The sequence below is a fragment of the Streptomyces sp. NPDC044921 genome, assembly GCF_056432865.1.
The window spans coordinates 425,564-441,988 of record NZ_JBWKIF010000003.1 but is presented as its reverse complement, the minus strand read 5'-3'; the positions used below and the strand labels follow the sequence as shown (position 1 = coordinate 441,988).

The 16,425-nt window shown below is 71.1% G+C and carries 16 protein-coding genes; 6 read left to right on the top strand and 10 right to left on the bottom strand.

Annotated elements, in window-relative coordinates; all coding sequences use genetic code 11:
* Positions 1-14: 14 nt before the first annotated feature.
* Entirely contained in the window at positions 15-683 is a 669-nt protein-coding gene (locus AC07DA_RS07130) for a phosphatase PAP2 family protein (protein WP_479125332.1), read from the top strand.
* Between the two features lie 3 nt (positions 684-686).
* Here the strand turns inward: AC07DA_RS07130 and AC07DA_RS07125 are convergent, their stop codons facing one another.
* The 7 genes from AC07DA_RS07125 to AC07DA_RS07095 form a co-directional block, all read right to left on the bottom strand.
* On the bottom strand, positions 687-1,142 hold the full coding sequence (locus AC07DA_RS07125; protein ID WP_479125330.1) for a hypothetical protein: 456 nt from the start codon (positions 1,140-1,142) through the stop codon (positions 687-689).
* A gap of 169 nt (positions 1,143-1,311) precedes the next feature.
* Positions 1,312-2,730, bottom strand: coding sequence for an NAD(P)/FAD-dependent oxidoreductase (locus AC07DA_RS07120; RefSeq protein WP_479125328.1), 1,419 nt, complete (start codon positions 2,728-2,730; stop codon positions 1,312-1,314).
* 18 nt (positions 2,731-2,748) lie between these two features.
* Entirely contained in the window at positions 2,749-3,549 is an 801-nt protein-coding gene (locus AC07DA_RS07115) for an ABC transporter permease (RefSeq protein ID WP_479125326.1), read from the bottom strand.
* Entirely contained in the window at positions 3,550-4,479 is a 930-nt protein-coding gene (locus AC07DA_RS07110) for an ABC transporter permease (RefSeq protein WP_479125324.1), read from the bottom strand.
* A complete protein-coding gene (locus AC07DA_RS07105; protein ID WP_479125322.1) occupies positions 4,479-5,642 on the bottom strand; it encodes an ABC transporter ATP-binding protein in 1,164 nt (387 codons plus the stop codon). Before AC07DA_RS07105 ends, AC07DA_RS07110 begins: the two co-directional genes overlap by 1 nt.
* Positions 5,643-5,647: 5 nt before the next feature.
* The gene (locus AC07DA_RS07100) at positions 5,648-6,895 is read right to left on the bottom strand and encodes a polyamine ABC transporter substrate-binding protein (protein ID WP_479125320.1); all 1,248 of its coding nucleotides are present in this window, start codon (positions 6,893-6,895) and stop codon (positions 5,648-5,650) included.
* A 55-nt stretch (positions 6,896-6,950) separates the two neighbouring features.
* A complete protein-coding gene (locus tag AC07DA_RS07095; protein ID WP_479125318.1) occupies positions 6,951-8,486 on the bottom strand; it encodes a gamma-aminobutyraldehyde dehydrogenase in 1,536 nt (511 codons plus the stop codon).
* Between the two features lie 200 nt (positions 8,487-8,686).
* On the opposite strand from AC07DA_RS07095, the gene AC07DA_RS07090 reads away from it, so the two are divergent.
* Positions 8,687-9,262, top strand: a complete 576-nt coding sequence (locus tag AC07DA_RS07090; RefSeq protein WP_479125316.1) for an NADAR family protein — start codon at positions 8,687-8,689, stop codon at positions 9,260-9,262.
* A gap of 83 nt (positions 9,263-9,345) precedes the next feature.
* Here the strand turns inward: AC07DA_RS07090 and AC07DA_RS07085 are convergent, their stop codons facing one another.
* Together AC07DA_RS07085 and AC07DA_RS07080 are read right to left on the bottom strand one after the other, a co-directional pair.
* On the bottom strand, positions 9,346-9,810 hold the full coding sequence (locus AC07DA_RS07085) for a DUF4190 domain-containing protein (RefSeq protein ID WP_479125314.1): 465 nt from the start codon (positions 9,808-9,810) through the stop codon (positions 9,346-9,348).
* A gap of 68 nt (positions 9,811-9,878) precedes the next feature.
* Positions 9,879-10,511, bottom strand: coding sequence for a DUF4190 domain-containing protein (locus tag AC07DA_RS07080; protein WP_479125312.1), 633 nt, complete (start codon positions 10,509-10,511; stop codon positions 9,879-9,881).
* Positions 10,512-10,742: 231 nt separating this feature from the next.
* Here AC07DA_RS07080 and AC07DA_RS07075 point away from each other — a divergent pair, with 231 nt between their 5' ends.
* Positions 10,743-11,804 (top strand): adenosine deaminase, encoded by a 1,062-nt coding sequence (locus AC07DA_RS07075; RefSeq protein ID WP_479125310.1) that lies wholly within the window; start codon positions 10,743-10,745, stop codon positions 11,802-11,804.
* Positions 11,801-12,547: a glycerophosphodiester phosphodiesterase gene (locus AC07DA_RS07070; protein WP_479125308.1), complete on the top strand. Its 747-nt coding sequence runs from the start codon at positions 11,801-11,803 to the stop codon at positions 12,545-12,547. The genes AC07DA_RS07075 and AC07DA_RS07070 overlap by 4 nt, the downstream gene beginning before the upstream one ends.
* 326 nt (positions 12,548-12,873) lie before the next feature.
* On the opposite strand, the gene AC07DA_RS07065 is transcribed toward AC07DA_RS07070, so the two are convergent.
* On the bottom strand, positions 12,874-14,313 hold the full coding sequence (locus tag AC07DA_RS07065) for a gamma-aminobutyraldehyde dehydrogenase (protein WP_309096145.1): 1,440 nt from the start codon (positions 14,311-14,313) through the stop codon (positions 12,874-12,876).
* Positions 14,314-14,477: 164 nt separating this feature from the next.
* On the opposite strand from AC07DA_RS07065, the gene AC07DA_RS07060 reads away from it, so the two are divergent.
* Both AC07DA_RS07060 and AC07DA_RS07055 read left to right on the top strand, forming a co-directional pair.
* The gene (locus AC07DA_RS07060) at positions 14,478-15,017 is read left to right on the top strand and encodes an Lrp/AsnC family transcriptional regulator (protein ID WP_479125305.1); all 540 of its coding nucleotides are present in this window, start codon (positions 14,478-14,480) and stop codon (positions 15,015-15,017) included.
* Between the two features lie 19 nt (positions 15,018-15,036).
* Positions 15,037-16,398: an aspartate aminotransferase family protein gene (locus AC07DA_RS07055; protein WP_479125303.1), complete on the top strand. Its 1,362-nt coding sequence runs from the start codon at positions 15,037-15,039 to the stop codon at positions 16,396-16,398.
* The last annotated feature ends 27 nt before the right edge of the window (positions 16,399-16,425 follow it).

The window sequence follows — 16,425 nt, the reverse complement described above, 5'->3', positions numbered from 1 at the left end:
CCAGGCTGTGCCCCATGCCGGTCTCTGCACCCCAGGAACGCGCCCCCTCCCGTGAGCGCCCCGGCGCTCTCGTCCCGCTGTTCGGCCTGCCCGTCCTGCTCTTCGCCCTGATCACCTGGCAGGTCGTGGCCGACGGCCCGCTGCTGCGCCTCGACGAGCGGCTCAGCCGTGTGCTGGTCAACCCGGACCGGTTCTCCGAACTGCTGTCGGACCTGGGCAACGTCGGGGTGGCGGTCCCGGTCCTCGCCGCCGCCCTCGGGTACGCCGCGGTGCGCGGCCACCGCGACGGCACCGGCCGCTGGTGGCTGCCGGTGGCCGCCGCCGCCCTGCTCATGGCGCTGGTCCCGGCGCTGGTCGTCCCGCTGAAGGAGCTCACCGACCGCCCCGGCCCGCCGGTCGTTCCCCCGGGTACCGGCTACTACCCCTCCGGCCACACCGCCACGGCCGTCGTCGCCTACGGCAGCGCGGCCCTGCTCCTGCTCCCCGGGCTCCGCGCCGCCCTCGCCCGCCGCGTCCTGGTCGCCGGGTGCGCCGCCCTCGTGTTCGGCGCGAGCTACGGCCTGGTCCGCCGCGGCTACCACTGGCCGCTGGACGTGGCGGGCAGTTGGTGCCTGGGCGCGGTGCTGCTGGCGTCGCTGTGGCTGTTGCTGCGGCGGACGCCGCCGTCCGGTTCGCCCCGGTGAGACCTAGTCACCGTTCTCCGTGGCCAGCCCCGCCGCCGCCTCGTGCATCGCCAGTTCCAGCAGGGCCGGGTCCGTCAGCAGCCCCGAGCCGTCCGGCGGGACCAGCCAGCGGACGCCGCCGGGCGAGGAACGGCCCGGGTACGGCACGACGATCCAGGTGCCGGCGCCCGCCGTGCGGATGCCCGTGCCGAGCCAGCGGGCCGCGGTGCCGGGCGGCACGAAGAAACCCATGCGCGCGTCACCGAAGTCGACGAGCACGGGGCCGGGTTGGTCGAGGACGCGGCTGAGCACGTCGAGCGTGGCGTAGCCGAGTTCCCCGGGCAGGATGAGCACGTCCCAGGCGCTGCCGGCCGGCAGCAGCGCGACCCCGAGCGGGTTGCGCTCCCACTCCCAGCGGCAGGCCTCGGGATCGGGTGCGACGGATGCGAGCCACTCGACCGCCGACTTGGCCCCTGTCATGAGGAGGACCCCCTTCTTCACTCGTGATGCTCGTGATCCCGCGGACGCGCGCTGCGTCCACGAGGGCGCCACGAGGGAGAAGGAGGTCTCCCCGGGGTCATTACGCGGGTTCCGTGGTCTCGTTGGAGTGAACCGGATCACACCCGCCCGGCCGGATCGGCCGGCTCGTTCAGCTGTCGAAGCCCAGGCCCAGCCGGTCCATCGTCCGCAGCCACAGGTTGCGCCGGCCGCCCCGCGCGTCCGCGCGGGCCAGGGACCACTTGGTGAGCGCGATGCCCGTCCAGGCGAACGGCTCGGGCGGGAACGGCAGCGGCTTCCTGCGGACCATCTCCAGTTCGGTCCGCTCGGTGCGCTCCCCCGCCAGCAGGTCCAGCATCACCTCGGCGCCGAACCGGGTGGCCCCGACGCCGAGTCCCGTGTACCCGGCCGCGTAGGCCACCCTGCCCTGGTGGGCGGTGCCGAAGAACGCCGAGAAGCGGGAGCAGGTGTCGATGGCGCCGCCCCAGGCGTGGGAGAAGCGGACGCCCTCCAGCTGCGGGAAGCAGGTGAAGAAGTGCCCGGCGAGCTTGGCGTAGGTCTCGGGGCGGTCGTCGTACTCGGCGCGGACGCGGCCGCCGTAGGGGTAGATCGCGTCGTAGCCGCCCCACAGGATCCGGTTGTCGGCGGACAGCCGGAAGTAGTGGAACTGGTTGGCGCTGTCGCCGAGGCCCTGGCGGTTCTTCCAGCCGATGGAGGCGAGCTGGTCGTCGGTGAGCGGCTCGGTCATGAGGACGTAGTCGTAGACCGGGACGGTGTAGGAGCGCACGCGGCGGACGAGGTTCGGGAAGACGTTGGTGCCGAGGGCGACCCGGCGGGCGCGGACCCGGCCGTAGGGGGTGCGGACGGCCATGCCCGCGCCGTAGGGCTTCAGGTCCAGGGCGGGCGTGTGCTCGTAGACGCGGACGCCCAGGGCGACGCACGCCCGCTTCAGGCCCCAGGCGAGTTTCGCCGGGTTCAGCATGGCGACGCCCGTGCGGTCCCACAGGCCCGCCCGGAAGGTCGGTGAGTTCACCTGCTCCCGTACGGCGTCGGCGTCCAGGTACTCGACGCCCTCGGCCAGGCCGCGGCGGACCGTCTCCTCGTGCCACTCGCGCAGTTCGCGCGCCTGGTAGGGCTCGGTGGCCACGTCGATCTCGCCGGTGCGCTCGAAGTCGCAGTCGATGGAGTGCCGGGCGACCGCCGCCTCGATGGCGTCGAGGTTGCGGGCGCCCAGCCGCTGGAGCGTGTGGATCTCGCCGGGCCAGCGGGCGAGGCCGTTGGGCAGGCCGTGGGTGAGGGAGGCGGCGCAGAACCCGCCGTTGCGGCCGGAGGCGGCCCAGCCCGCCTCGCGGCCCTCCACCAGCACCACGTCCCGCCGCGGGTCGCGTTCCTTGGCGATCAGCGCCGTCCACAGTCCGCTGTAGCCGCCGCCGACGACCAGCAGGTCACAGGTCTCGGAGGTGGTGAGGGCGGGTTCGGGGCGGGGCCGGCCGGGGTCGTCCAGCCAGTACGGGACCGGCTGGGCGTCGGAGAGCGAACGGGTCCACTGATTCATGGCGCCAGCGGCCATGATTTCAACTCCCTACGGTTATGCCTTTTGTCTGTTGCGGCGATTTCCGATGACCATCGAGATCAGGACGAGCAGGACGGCGACGACGAACATGGCCGTACCGATGACATTGATCTGGACGGGTGTTCCGCGCTGCGCCGAGCCCCAGACGAACATGGGGAAGGTGACGGTCGAGCCGGCGTTGAAGTTGGTGATGATGAAATCGTCGAAGGAGAGCGCGAAGGCGAGCAGCGCACCGGCCGCGATACCCGGCGCGGCGATCGGCAGGGTGACCCGGACGAAGGTCTGGAACGGGCCCGCGTACAGGTCGCGCGCCGCCTCCTCCAGTTTCGGGTCCATCGACATCACACGTGCTTTCACGGCCGTGACCACGAAACTCAGGCAGAACATGATGTGCGCGATGAGGATCGTCCAGAAGCCCAGCTGGGCGCCCATGTTGAGGAACAGGGTGAGCAGCGAGGCGGCCATGACGACCTCGGGCATCGCCATCGGCAGGAAGATCAGCGAGTTCACGGCGCCGCGGGCGCGGAACCGGTAGCGGACCAGGGCGAAGGCGATGAGCGTGCCGAGGAGCGTGGCGCCGAGGGTCGCCCAGAAGGCGATCTGGAGGCTGACCGACAGGGAGCCGCACAGGTCCGAGACCCCGCACGGATCCTTCCAGGCGTCGAGCGAGAACCGCTGCCACTCGTAGTTGAAGCGCCCCTTCGGTTGGTTGAAGGAGAACACCGTCACGATGACGTTCGGCAGCAGCAGATAGGCGAGGGTCAGAAGTCCCGCGATGACGACGAGATTCCTCTTGAGCCAGTTGACGAAGGGCATTTAGACCAGATCCTCCGTCCCGGACCTGCGGATGTAGAAGGTGACCATGAGGAGGATGGCCGCCATGAGGATGAAGGAGAGCGCCGCGGCCGTCGGGTAGTCGAGCACTCTGAGGAACTGCGTCTGGATGACGTTTCCGACCATGCGGGTGTCCGTGGAGCCGAGCAGGTCGGCGTTGACGTAGTCGCCGGCCGCCGGGATGAAGGTCAGCAGCGTGCCGGAGACGACACCCGGCATGGACAGCGGGAAGGTCACCTTGCGGAAGGTCGTCCAGGGCCGGGCGTACAGGTCGCCGGCGGCCTCGTGGAGCCGGCCGTCGATGCGCTCCAGCGAGGTGTAGAGCGGCAGGATCATGAACGGCAGGAAGTTGTACGTCAGACCGCAGATGACCGCCAGCGGGGTGGCCAGCACGCGGTCGCCCGCGGTCAGGCCCAGCCAGCTGGTCACGTCCAGGACGTGCAGCGAGTTGAGCGCGCCGACGAGCGGGCCGCCGTCCGCGAGGATCGTCTTCCAGGCCAGGGTGCGGATCAGGAAGCTGGTGAAGAACGGCGCGATCACCAGGATCATGATCAGGTTCCGCCAGCGGCCCGCCCGGAAGGCGATCAGGTAGGCCAGCGGGTAGCCCAGCAGCAGGCACAGGACCGTGGCGGTGCCGGCGTAGAGCACCGAGCGGACGAACTGCGGCCAGTACGCGGACAGCGCGTCCCAGTAGGTGGCGAAGTGCCAGGTGACCTCGTAGCCCGTCTCCAGCGAGCCCGTCTGCACGGACGTGGAGGCCTGGTAGACCATCGGCAGCGCGAAGAACACCAGCAGCCAGAGGATGCCGGGCAGCAGCAGCCAGTACGGGGTCAGGCGGCCCCGGCGTTTCGGCGGCTTCGGCCCGGGTGCGTCCGGCGCGAGGGGTGGTGGCGCCTCGGTGAGTGTCGACATCAGGCCGCCTCTTCCACTCCGGCCGAGCCCGCTGTCCCGTCGAACACGGACTGGGCGGCGTCCAGGCCGAAGGTGTGGGCCGGGTTCCAGTGCAGGACGACCTCGGCGCCGGGCACCAGGCGCGGGTCGCGGTCGATGTTCTGGGCGTAGACCTCGAAGTCGGAGCAGACCGGGCTGTCGACGACGTACTGCGTCGAGACGCCGATGAAGCTGGAGTCCGTGATCCGGCCGGTGATGCGGTTGCGGCCCTCGGGGATCTCGCCGGCGTCGTCCGCGTGGGTGAGGGCGATCTTCTCCGGGCGGACGCCGACCAGGACCTTGCCGCCGGTGGACGTGGGGGCGGAACAGCGCGCCTCGGGCAGGACGAGCTTGCCGCCGCCCGCCTTCAGCACGATCTCCTCGCCGCTCCTGGAGTCGACCTCGGCCTCGATGAAGTTCGAGGTGCCGAGGAAGTTGGCGACGAAGGTGGTGCGCGGATTCTCGTACAGGTCGGCGGGCGAGCCGAGCTGCTCGACGCGGCCCGCGTTCATCACGGCGACCGTGTCGGCCATGGTCATGGCCTCCTCCTGGTCGTGCGTGACGTGGACGAAGGTGATGCCGACCTCGGTCTGGATGCGCTTGAGCTCCAGCTGCATCTGGCGGCGCAGCTTGAGGTCGAGGGCGCCGAGCGGCTCGTCGAGCAGGAGCACCTTGGGGTGGTTGATCAGCGCGCGGGCCACGGCGACGCGCTGCTGCTGGCCGCCGGAGAGCTGGTGCGGCTTCTTGCGGGCCTGCTCGCCGAGCTGGACCAGCTCCAGCATCTCCTCGACCTGCTTCTTCACCGACTTCAGACCGCGCCGGCGCAGGCCGAAGGCGACGTTCTCGAAGATGTCCAGGTGCGGGAAGAGGGCGTAGGACTGGAAGACCGTGTTCACCGGCCGCTTGTACGGCGGCAGGGCCGTCACGTCCTGGTCGCCGAGGAGGACCGTGCCGGCGGAGGGTTCCTCCAGGCCGGCGATCATGCGCAGGGTGGTGGTCTTGCCGCAGCCGGAGGCGCCGAGCAGGGCGAAGAAGGAGCCCTGCGGGACGGTCAGGTCGAGCGGGTGGACGGCGGTGAAGGAGCCGTAGGTCTTGGCTATGCCCGTGAGGCGGACGTCGCCGCCGGGGCCCGTCGTGTTCGTCATGGTGGTCACGCCCCCGTCAGCTTCGCGAACTTCTCTTCGAACTCGGTCTCTTCCTTCGAGCTCAGCGAGCGGAAGGCGTGCGACTTGGCGGCCATGGCCTTGTCGGGGATGATCAGCGGGTTGTTCGCCGCGTCCTCGTCGATCTTGGCCAGTTCGGCCTTCACGCCGTCGACGGGACACACGTAGTTGATGTACGCGGCCAGTTCGGCGGCCGCCTTCGGCTCGTAGTAGTAGTCGATGAGCCGCTCGGCGTTCGTCTTGTGCCGGGCCTTGTTGGGGACGAGCAGGTTGTCCGTGGACGTCATGTAGCCGCTGTCCGGGATGAGGAAGTCGATGTCGGGGCTGTCCGCCTTGAGCTGGACGACGTCCCCGGCCCAGGCGACGCAGGCGGCGAAGTCGCCGCTGGTCAGGTCCGAGGTGTAGTCGTTGCCGGTGAAGCGGCGGATCTGGCCCTTGTCGACGGCCTTCTGCAGCCGGGCGATGGCCGCGTCGTAGTCGTCGGCGGTGAAGTCCGCCGGGTCCTTGCCCATGTCGAGCAGCGTCATGCCGACGCTGTCGCGCATCTCCGACAGGAAGCCGACGCGCCCCTTGAGCTTCGGGTTGTCGAGCAGGTCGGAGACCGACGTCACCTCGACGCCGTCGAGGGCCTTCTTGTTGTACGCGATGACGGTCGAGATGCCCTGCCAGACGTACGAGTAGGCGCGGCCCGGGTCCCAGTCGGGGCTGCGGAACTGGGCCGACAGGTTGGCGTAGGCGTGCGGCAGGTTGGACGGGTCGAGCTTTTGCACCCAGCCCAGGCGGATGAGGCGGTCGGCCAGCCAGTCGGTGAGGACGATCAGGTCGCGGCCGGTGTCCTGGCCCGCGGCGAGCTGCGGCTTGATCTTGCCGAAGAACTCGTTGTTGTCGTTGATGTCCTCGGTGTACTTGACCTTGATGCCGGTGCGCTTGGTGAACTGCTCCAGCGTGGGGTGGTGCTTGCCGCTGTCGTCGACGTCCATGTACTCGGTCCAGTTGGAGAAGTTCACGGTCTTCTCCTTGGCCGAGCGGTCCTCGGCCGGGACGCCGCCCTGCGACTGACCGGCCGCCGGGATGCCGCAGGCGCTCAGTGTCCCGAGACCGCCGACGGCGAGCGCGCCGCCCGCGGAGGCGCGCAGCAGGGACCGCCGGGTGAGGGCGGCCCTGCCGTTGGTGAGGCTGCGCCGCATCGCGGCCACTTGGGCCGCGGACAGGCGGTCGGGCTCGTACTGCTCCATGCGCGTGGTGCCCTTTCGGAGGGTGGGCGGCCGCTGGTCGGGCGGCCTGGTACGGCTAGCGGTCCCCGAAGACGGTGCGGTGCCAGTCCTTCGCGGCGACCGCGGTGTTGTCGAACATGACGTGCTTGATCTGGGTGTACTCCTCGAACGAGTACGCGGACATGTCCTTGCCGTAGCCGGAGGACTTGTAGCCGCCGTGCGGCATCTCGCTGATGATCGGGATGTGGTCGTTGACCCACACGCAGCCGGCCTTGATCTCGCGCGTGGCCCGGTTGGCCCGGTACACGTCCCGGCTCCAGGCGGAGGCGGCCAGGCCGTAGGGGGTGTCGTTGGCGAGGGCGATGCCCTCGTCGTCGGTGTCGAACGGCAGCACGACCAGGACCGGTCCGAAGATCTCCGACTGGACGACCTCGCTGTCCTGGGCCGCGTCGGCGATCAGGGTGGGCCGGTAGTAGGCGCCCTTGGCGAGCTCGCCCCCGGGCGCCTCGCCGCCGGTGACCACGCGCGCGTAGCCGCGCGCCCGGTCGACGAAGCCCGCGACCCGGTCGCGCTGGACGTGCGAGATGAGCGGGCCGAGGTCGGTGCCGGCGGCGAAGGGGTCGCCGAGCCGGACCGTCTCCATGAGCGCGGCCGTCCGTTCCACGAAGGCCTCGTACAGCGGCCGCTGCACGTACGCGCGCGTGGCGGCCGTGCAGTCCTGCCCGGTGTTGATGAGCGCACCGGCGACGGCCCCGTGGGCGGCGGCCTCCGGGTCGGCGTCGTCGAAGACCACGAAGGGTGCCTTGCCGCCGAGCTCCAGGTGCAGGCGCTTGACCGTGGCGGTGGCGACCTCGGCGACGCGCTTGCCGACGGCGGTGGAGCCGGTGAAGGAGGTCATGGCCACGTCGGGGTGGCCGACGAGGTGCTCCCCGGCCTCCTTCCCGGTGCCGGTGACGATGTTGATCACCCCGTCCGGGATCCCGGCGTCGGTGGCCGCCTGCGCGAAGAGCAGCGAGGTCAGCGGGGTGAGCTCGGCGGGCTTCAGCACGATGGTGTTGCCCGCGGCGATGGCCGGGAGGATCTTCCAGGCGGCCATCTGCAACGGGTAGTTCCAGGGGGCGATGGACCCGACCACCCCGATGGGCTCGCGCCGGACGTAGGAGGTGTGGTCGCCGGAGTACTCACCGGCGGACTGCCCCTGCAGGTGCCGGGCGGCCCCGGCGAAGAAGGCCGTGTTGTCGATGGTCCCGGGGACGTCGAACTCGCGGGTCAGCTTCAGCGGCTTGCCGCACTGGAGCGACTCGGCGCGGGCGAAGTCCTCGGCCCGGTCGGCCAGGACCGCGGCGAACCGGTGCAGGGCGTCGGACCGCTCGCCGGGGGTGGCGCCCGCCCAGCCGGGGAAGGCCTCGCGCGCGGCGGCGACGGCCCGGTCGACGTCGGCGGCGCCCGCCAGCTCGTAGCGCAGCACCTCCTCGCCCGACGCCGGGTCGACGACCGCGTGCGTACGGCCGGAGGTGCCCCTGGTCAGGCGGCCCGCGATGTACTGCGCGCCCTGCTGGAAGCGCTCCTCGGCCGGGAATCGGCCGGGGGTGGCGTTGCCCGGGTTGTGCATGTCGCTCTCCTCCGTGTCCCCGTCGCGGGGCCGGCGTGGCTCAGGCTCGATTTGAGTGCCGATCCTGACAGAGGGATGGGACTCCAACAAGTGATTCCGTTGTTGATTTTTGGTTACGCGACGGAATCTGTCGACCAGGTGTCGAGTCCGCCGCGAAAAGGCGGGACGCTGTGTCAGTGGTGCGTGCCAGACTCGCGTGCATGGAGGAGATCACGGGGGCGGTGGACTCACGGGACGCGCTGATCAGGGCGGTCCGCGCGGGGGCCAGGGTCAAGTATCTGCACTTCTGGGGGCACCGGCCACGGCCGGACGGCCGGATCGGCGTGAGCTGCCTGAGCCAGTGGTGGCCGTCGCCGTTCACGGTGGACGGCGTGGAGTACGCGACCGCCGAGCACTGGATGATGGCGGGCAAGGCCCGGCTCTTCGGGGACGCGGCGGCCGAGCGTGCCGTGCTGGCCGCCGCGCATCCCGCCGAGGCGAAGAAGGCCGGGCGGCTGGTGCGCGGGTTCGACGAGGCGACCTGGGCCAGAGAGCGGTTCGGGATCGTGGTGGAGGGCGGCGTCCACAAGTTCGCGGCCCACCCGGACCTCCAGGGCTTCCTGCTGGGCACGGGCGAGCGGGTCCTGGTCGAGGCGAGCCCCGTGGACCGGGTGTGGGGCATCGGGCTGGCCGCGGATGACGAGGCGGCGGCGGACCCGGAGCGGTGGCGGGGGCCGAACCTGCTGGGCTTCGCGCTGATGGCGGCGCGGGAGCGGCTGCGGACGGCCGGGGCATGAGGAGAAGGCCGGTCCGGGACCGGCCCCTCGGCGACCGCGGCACCCGGTGAGCGCGGCCCCCGGGTGCCTTGAGACGGCTCGGCTCAGGAAGCCGCGCCGAGCCCGCCCATGACGCTCGCGAACAGCAGGAACCCCAGCAGCGGCAGGATCACCGTGGCGACGATGCCGCAGACCAGCCCGGCGGTCGCCGCGCCCTTGTTGGTGGCCTCACCACGGGTGGCCTTGCCCCGGCCCACGGCACCGAAGATGATCGCCAGGATGCCGAGGATCACGCCCAAGAACCACAGCACGACGGTCATGCTGCACACCACGCCGATGATGCCCAGCACCAGACCCGCGGTTCCCATGCCGTTGCTCGGCTGCACGGGCATCGCGTAACCGGCGGCCTGCGGGTAGCCCACCGGCGGTGCGGCCGGGTAGCCGGGGCCGCTCTGGGGGTAGCCGTAGCCCGGTCCGGACTGCTGCGGGTAGCCGTAGCCGGGGGCCGGCTGCTGCGGGGGCTGCGACGGCGGGCCGAAGCCACCGGGTGTGGGATGGGCGTTGGACATGGACGTGCTCCCCTCCGTTGTCAGACCCGGGAATCGTAGTGGCCGGCCCGGCCGGGGAGTACGGGAGTTCAGCGCAGGACGGGTGCGGTGACGGCGGGGCGCGGGGCGCCGTAGTACGGGTCGTCGTTCTGGTCGCTGTTGATGGCGGCCGTGATGCCGACCGCGATCAGGACGATCACGGTGATGCCGAGGATGATCCCGATGATGCCCATGATCAGACCCGCCTGGGCCTGGCCGTGGTTGGTGGCCACACCCGCCTCGGCGCGCCTGCGGCCCTTGATGCCGAAGACGACGGCGAGGATGCCGGTGACCAGGGAGACCACGCCGTACAGGCAGAAGAGCGTGCAGGAGACGATGCCGAGCACCATCGCGGCGATGCCCATGCCGTTCTGCGGGGCCGCGGGCATGCCGGGCCAGCCGTAACCGGACTGCGGGTAGCCGGGGTAGCCGTAGCCGCCGGGGGCCGGGCCGGTGGGGGCGACGGGCGGGGGCGGGACCGCGCCGGAGCCGGGGGTGTCGTACCGGGGGGTGCCGGCGGGCGGGGTGAGACCGGCGCTCGGCATCGAGGTGACCGTGGCCTGGTCGTGCACGGAGGGCGGCCCCTGGGCGGGCGGCTGGTCCTTGTCGAGCGACGGTTTGTGCTCCGGGGGCGCCCACGGGTCGTGGCCGCCGCCCGCGCCGGGCTGCGTCGGGTCCGTCATCTGTGCATCCCCCCTGGGTCGATCGTGCCGCCATGCTACGGGCCGTGCGGCACGGGCCACAGGGCGGGTGCGCGGGGTGTGCGCGCCCCGACGGGGCCGAGGGCCGGCGCCCGGCCCCGCGCCCCTCGCGGCGCCGCTCCCCCGCCTAGGATGAGTCCCGAGTCACCGATCAGCCGATCACCCGCGCCCGCCGCCCTCGTGCCGGCCCGGCGCCGTTCCGGGGAGGAACCCTTGACCGAGCACCTCGTCGACCCCCAGGCCCCGCGCGATCTGCGGGCCTTCATCGCCGGACTGCCCAAGGCCGAACTGCACGTGCACCACGTGGGTTCCGCCTCCCCCCGGATCGTCTCCGAGCTGGCCGCCCGGCACCCCGACTCGAAGGTGCCGACCGACCCCGAGGCCCTGGCCGACTACTTCACCTTCACCGACTTCGCGCACTTCATCGAGGTGTACCTGTCGGTCGTCGACCTGATCCGCACCCCGGAGGACGTCCGGCTGCTGACCTACGAGGTGGCCCGGGAACTCGCCCGGCAGCAGGTGCGGTACGCCGAGCTGACCATCACGCCGTTCTCGTCCACCCGGCGCGGCATCGACGAGCGGGCCTTCATGGACGCGATCGAGGACGCCCGCAAGGCCGCCGAGGCCGAGTTCGGGACCGTGCTGCGCTGGTGCTTCGACATCCCCGGCGAGGCGGGTCTGGAAGCCGCCGAGGAGACGACCCGGCTCGCCACCGACGACCGGCTGCGCCCGGAGGGACTGGTCTCCTTCGGGCTCGGCGGTCCGGAGGTCGGTGTGCCCCGGCCGCAGTTCAAGCCCTACTTCGACCGCGCGATCGCGGCCGGGCTGCACTCCGTGCCGCACGCCGGCGAGACCACCGGCCCGGAGACGGTGTGGGACGCGCTGACGCACCTGCGGGCGGAGCGCATCGGGCACGGCACCAGCTCCGCGCGGGACCCGAAGCTGCTCGCGCACCTCGCCGAGCACCGGATCGCGCTGGAGGTGTGCCCGACCTCGAACATCGCCACGCGCGCGGTCCGCACCCTCGACGAGCACCCGGTCAAGGAGTTCGTGCGGGCCGGGGTGGTCGTCACGATCAACTCCGACGACCCGCCGATGTTCGGCACCGACCTGAACAACGAGTACGCGGTCGCCGCCCGGCTCCTCGGCCTCGACGAGCGGGGCCTGGCGGACCTCGCGAAGAACGCCGTCGAGGTGTCCTTCCTGGACGACGCCGGCAAGGCCCGGATCAAGGGCGAGATCGACACGTACACCGCCGGGTGGCTCGGCCGGTGACGTCCTCCGCACAGCGCCCCGGGCGGCCGGTGACCGCCGTGGCCCACCGGGGCGACCCCTACCGCGTCCGCGAGAACACCGTGGCCTCGCTGAGGTCCGCGCTGGCCCGGGGCGCGGACGCGGTGGAGGTCGACGTACGGCTCACCCGGGACGGTGTGCCGGTACTGCTGCACGACGACACGCTCAAGCGGCTCTGGGAGCACGAGCGGCCGGTGCTCGCGCTCTCCTGCGACGAGGTGCGCGGGCTGACGGGCGGCGGGGTGCCGACCCTGACGGAGGCGCTGGCCGCGACCGACGGGCACCGGGTGATGATCGACCTGCCCGGTTCGCCCGGCGTGCGGGCGGTGCGCCGGGTCATGGACGCCGTCGGGGAGGCCGGGGCGGCGGACCGCGTGTACTACTGCGCGGGCGCCGACGCCATGCTGGCGGTGCGCGCGGCCGACCCGGCCGCCGAGATCGCCCTCACCTGGACGACCCTGGCCCCGCCGCGGCCGGTGCTGCTGGAGGCGATCCGCCCGCGCTGGCTCAACTACCGTTTCCCGCTGGTGGACCGCCCGCTGGCCGACCGTGTGCACCGCGACGGCTACCTGCTGTCCGTCTGGACCCCCGACACCCGCCGCTCCATGCGCCGGCTGCTGGCCGCGGGCGTGGACTCGATCACGACCAACCGCGTCGACGTGCTGTGCGCCGCGCGCGCGAGCGCTGCGGCGCCGTCGCCGGATCGGCCGGGGCCACGCGGGTGAGGCACCGCGGCACCGGCGCACCGTCCGTGCCGGTGCCGCGGCGGATCGCGCCCTGCCCCTGCCCTGCCCCTCGTCGACGTCCCTGACGACGTCCGCCGGCCGGCTGGACGGGGACGACGGTCGGGCCGCCGTCGCAGCCCCGTGCGTTCCGGGTGAGGGCGGCGGTGCGCCGGAATTCTTCCTCCCGCTCACGGACCAGGGCCTTACGGCCTGGCGCCTGCCCCCGGTCCTCCCGGATCTCGAAGTCCATCGCATCCCCTGAGCTGGGGTGTTGCGACGACCACTAGAACGGAAGATGGCGCCCGGGGCCGCTCCACACGGCGTGACTACGCGTCCAGGGACGTCATCACGTGCTTGATGCGCGTGTAGTCGTCGAAGCCGTACGCCGACAGGTCCTTGCCGTAGCCGGACTTCTTGAAGCCGCCGTGCGGCATCTCCGCGACCAGCGGGATGTGCGTGTTGATCCACACGCAGCCGAAGTCGAGCTTCTTGCTCATCCGCATGGCGCGGCCGTGGTCCTTGGTCCACACCGAGGACGCGAGCGCGTACTCCACGCCGTTGGCCCACTCCACGGCCTGGTCCTCGTCGCGGAAGGACTGCACGGTGATGACCGGGCCGAAGACCTCGTTCTGGATGATCTCGTCGTCCTGCTTCAGGCCCGAGACGACGGTCGGCGCGTAGAAGTAGCCCTGGTCGCCGACCCGCTTGCCCCCGGCCTCCACGCGCGCGTGCGCGGGCAGGCGCTCGATGAAGCCCTCGACCTGCTTGAGCTGGTTGGGGTTGTTCAGCGGCCCGTACAGCACGTCCTCGTCGTCCGGCTGCCCCGTCTTGGTGTCGGCGGCGGCCTTCGCCAGCGCGGAGACGAACTCGTCGTGGATGGACTCGTGGACGAGGACGCGCGTGGCGGCCGTGCAGTCCTGGCCGGCGTTGAAGTAGCCCGCGACCGAGATGTCCTCGACGGCCTTGGCGATGTCGGTGTCCTCGAAGACCACGACCGGCGCCTTGCCGCCCAGCTCCAGGTGGACGCGCTTGACGTCCTTGGAGGCGGACTCGGCGACCTGGATGCCGGCGCGCACCGAGCCGGTGATGGAGGCCATGGCCGGGACGGGGTGCTCGACCATCATGCGGCCGGTCTCGCGGTCGCCGCAGATGACGTTGAAGACGCCCTTGGGCAGGATCCCGCCGAGGATCTCCGCGATCAGGACCGTGGAGGCCGGGGTGGTGTCCGACGGCTTCAGCACGACCGTGTTGCCCGCCGCGATCGCCGGGGCGAACTTCCACACGGCCATCATCATCGGGTAGTTCCACGGCGCGACCTGCGCGCAGACGCCGACCGGCTCGCGGCGCACGATGGAGGTCAGGCCCTCCATGTACTCGCCGGCCGAGCGGCCCTCCAGCATCCGCGCGGCACCCGCGAAGAAGCGGATCTGGTCGACCATCGGCGGGATCTCCTCGGAGCGGGTCAGCCCGACCGGCTTGCCCGTGTTCTCCACCTCGGCCGCGATCAGCTCCTCGGCGCGCTCCTCGAAGGCGTCCGCGATCTTCAGCAGGGCCTTCTGGCGCTCGGCGGGCGTGGTGTCGCGCCAGCCGGGGAAGGCCTCGGCGGCCGCCGCCATGGCGGCGTCCACGTCCGCCTGCCCCGACAGCGGAGCGGTCGCGTACGCCTCGCCCGTCGCGGGATTGACCACCTCGGTGGTCCGTCCGTCGGCGGCGTCCCGGAACTCACCGCCGATGTAGTTGCGCAGACGACGCAGCTCGGTGCTCACTGCCGGCCCTCCAGTTCGGATGTCCATCACTTGAGACACCCACCCTAGTCGGCCGACCCACGTTTTCAACACCCCCGCTCCGTCCGCTGGTGCGGAATCCGCAGGACTGGACTATCGAAACAACGGATTTCATCGATCGAGGCTTGCGGAAGTGTCGAGACCTCGTGCACAGTGACCCCGTGGCCAGTCGAAGCGCAGACCAGAAGGGCTCGCGGGAGCACCGCGAGCCCTCCCGCGAGTCCAGGAACGGCAGCTCGCCCCAGCTGGACGCCGTCTCCCTCGCCATCATCGAGCAGCTGCAGGAGGACGGCCGCCGGCCGTACGCCGCCATCGGCAAGGCCGTGGGCCTGTCCGAGGCGGCCGTGCGCCAGCGCGTCCAGAAGCTGCTCGACCAGGGCGTGATGCAGATCGTCGCCGTCACGGACCCGCTCACCGTGGGCTTCCGCAGACAGGCGATGGTCGGCGTCAACGTCGAAGGCGACGTGGAGGCGGTGGCGGACGCGCTGACGGCCATGTCCGAGTGCGAGTACGTGGTGATGACCGCAGGCTCCTTCGACCTGATGGTGGAGATCGTCTGCGAGGACGACGACCACCTCCTGGACGTCATCAACAGACGCATCCGGGCCGTCCCCGGAGTGCGCTCCACCGAGAGCTTCGTCTACCTCAAGCTCAAGAAGCAGACCTACATGTGGGGAACCCGATAACCGTGAGGACCCGATAGCCGTGAGCAAGGACCTCTCCCAGTCCGCGTACGACCACCTGTGGATGCACTTCACGCGCATGTCGTCGTACGAGAAGGCCCCCGTCCCCACCATCGTCCGGGGCGAGGGCACGTACATCTACGACGACCAGGGCAAGCGCTACCTGGACGGCCTCGCCGGGCTGTTCGTGGTGCAGGCCGGGCACGGCCGCGTGGAGCTCGCCGAGACCGCCTTCAAGCAGGCGCAGGAGCTCGCGTTCTTCCCCGTCTGGTCCTACGCCCACCCCAAGGCGATCGAGCTGGCCGAGCGCCTGGCCCACCACGCGCCGGGCGACCTGAACAAGGTCTTCTTCACCACCGGTGGCGGCGAGGCCGTCGAGACCGCCTGGAAGCTCGCCAAGCAGTACTTCAAGCTGGTCGGCAAGCCCACCAAGCACAAGGTCATATCCCGGGCGGTCGCCTACCACGGCACCCCGCAGGGCGCCCTGTCCATCACCGGCCTGCCGGGCCTGAAGGCCCCGTTCGAGCCGCTGGTGCCGGGCGCGCACAAGGTCCCGAACACCAACATCTACCGCGCGCCGCTCTTCGGTGACGACCCGGAGGCCTTCGGCCGCTGGGCCGCCGACCAGATCGAGCAGCAGATCCTCTTCGAGGGCCCGGACACGGTCGCCGCGGTGTTCCTGGAGCCCGTGCAGAACGCGGGCGGCTGCTTCCCGCCCCCGCCCGGCTACTTCCAGCGCGTGCGCGAGATCTGCGACCGGCACGACGTGCTGCTCGTCTCCGACGAGGTCATCTGCGCCTTCGGCCGCCTGGGCACGTACTTCGCCTGCGACAAGTTCGACTACGTGCCGGACATGATCACCTGCGCCAAGGGCATGACCTCGGGCTACTCCCCGATCGGCGCCTGCATCATCTCCGACCGCCTGGCCGAGCCGTTCTACAAGGGCGACAACACCTTCCTGCACGGCTACACCTTCGGCGGCCACCCGGTCTCCGCGGCCGTGGGCCTGGCCAACCTCGACCTGTTCGAGCGCGAGAACCTCAACCAGCACGTCCTGGACAACGAGGGCAACTTCCGCGCCACCCTGGAGAAGCTCCACGACCTGCCCATCGTCGGCGACGTCCGCGGCAACGGCTTCTTCTACGGCATCGAACTCGTCAAGGACAAGGCCACCAAGGAGTCCTTCGACGCGGACGAGACCGAGCGCGTCCTGTACGGCTTCCTGTCCAAGAAGCTGTACGAGAACGGCCTGTACTGCCGGGCCGACGACCGCGGCGACCCGGTCGTGCAGCTCGCCCCGCCGCTGATCTCGGACCAGTCGACGTTCGACGAGATCGAGCAGATCCTGCGGGCCACCCTCACGGAGGCGTGGACCAAGCTCTGACCATCCCGGGCTCCCGCGTCGCTCCGA

Excerpts from the sequence above, each read along its gene's own strand:
- AC07DA_RS07130 (WP_479125332.1), top strand. The coding sequence starts at position 15 with ATGCCGGTCTCTGCACCCCAGGAACGCGCCCCCTCCCGTGAGCGCCCC.
- AC07DA_RS07125 (WP_479125330.1), bottom strand. The coding sequence starts at position 1,142 with ATGACAGGGGCCAAGTCGGCGGTCGAGTGGCTCGCATCCGTCGCACCC.
- AC07DA_RS07120 (WP_479125328.1), bottom strand. The coding sequence starts at position 2,730 with ATGGCCGCTGGCGCCATGAATCAGTGGACCCGTTCGCTCTCCGACGCC.
- AC07DA_RS07115 (WP_479125326.1), bottom strand. The coding sequence starts at position 3,549 with ATGCCCTTCGTCAACTGGCTCAAGAGGAATCTCGTCGTCATCGCGGGA.
- AC07DA_RS07110 (WP_479125324.1), bottom strand. The coding sequence starts at position 4,479 with ATGTCGACACTCACCGAGGCGCCACCACCCCTCGCGCCGGACGCACCC.
- AC07DA_RS07105 (WP_479125322.1), bottom strand. The coding sequence starts at position 5,642 with ATGACGAACACGACGGGCCCCGGCGGCGACGTCCGCCTCACGGGCATA.
- AC07DA_RS07100 (WP_479125320.1), bottom strand. The coding sequence starts at position 6,895 with ATGGAGCAGTACGAGCCCGACCGCCTGTCCGCGGCCCAAGTGGCCGCG.
- AC07DA_RS07095 (WP_479125318.1), bottom strand. The coding sequence starts at position 8,486 with ATGCACAACCCGGGCAACGCCACCCCCGGCCGATTCCCGGCCGAGGAG.
- AC07DA_RS07090 (WP_479125316.1), top strand. The coding sequence starts at position 8,687 with ATGGAGGAGATCACGGGGGCGGTGGACTCACGGGACGCGCTGATCAGG.
- AC07DA_RS07085 (WP_479125314.1), bottom strand. The coding sequence starts at position 9,810 with ATGTCCAACGCCCATCCCACACCCGGTGGCTTCGGCCCGCCGTCGCAG.
- AC07DA_RS07080 (WP_479125312.1), bottom strand. The coding sequence starts at position 10,511 with ATGACGGACCCGACGCAGCCCGGCGCGGGCGGCGGCCACGACCCGTGG.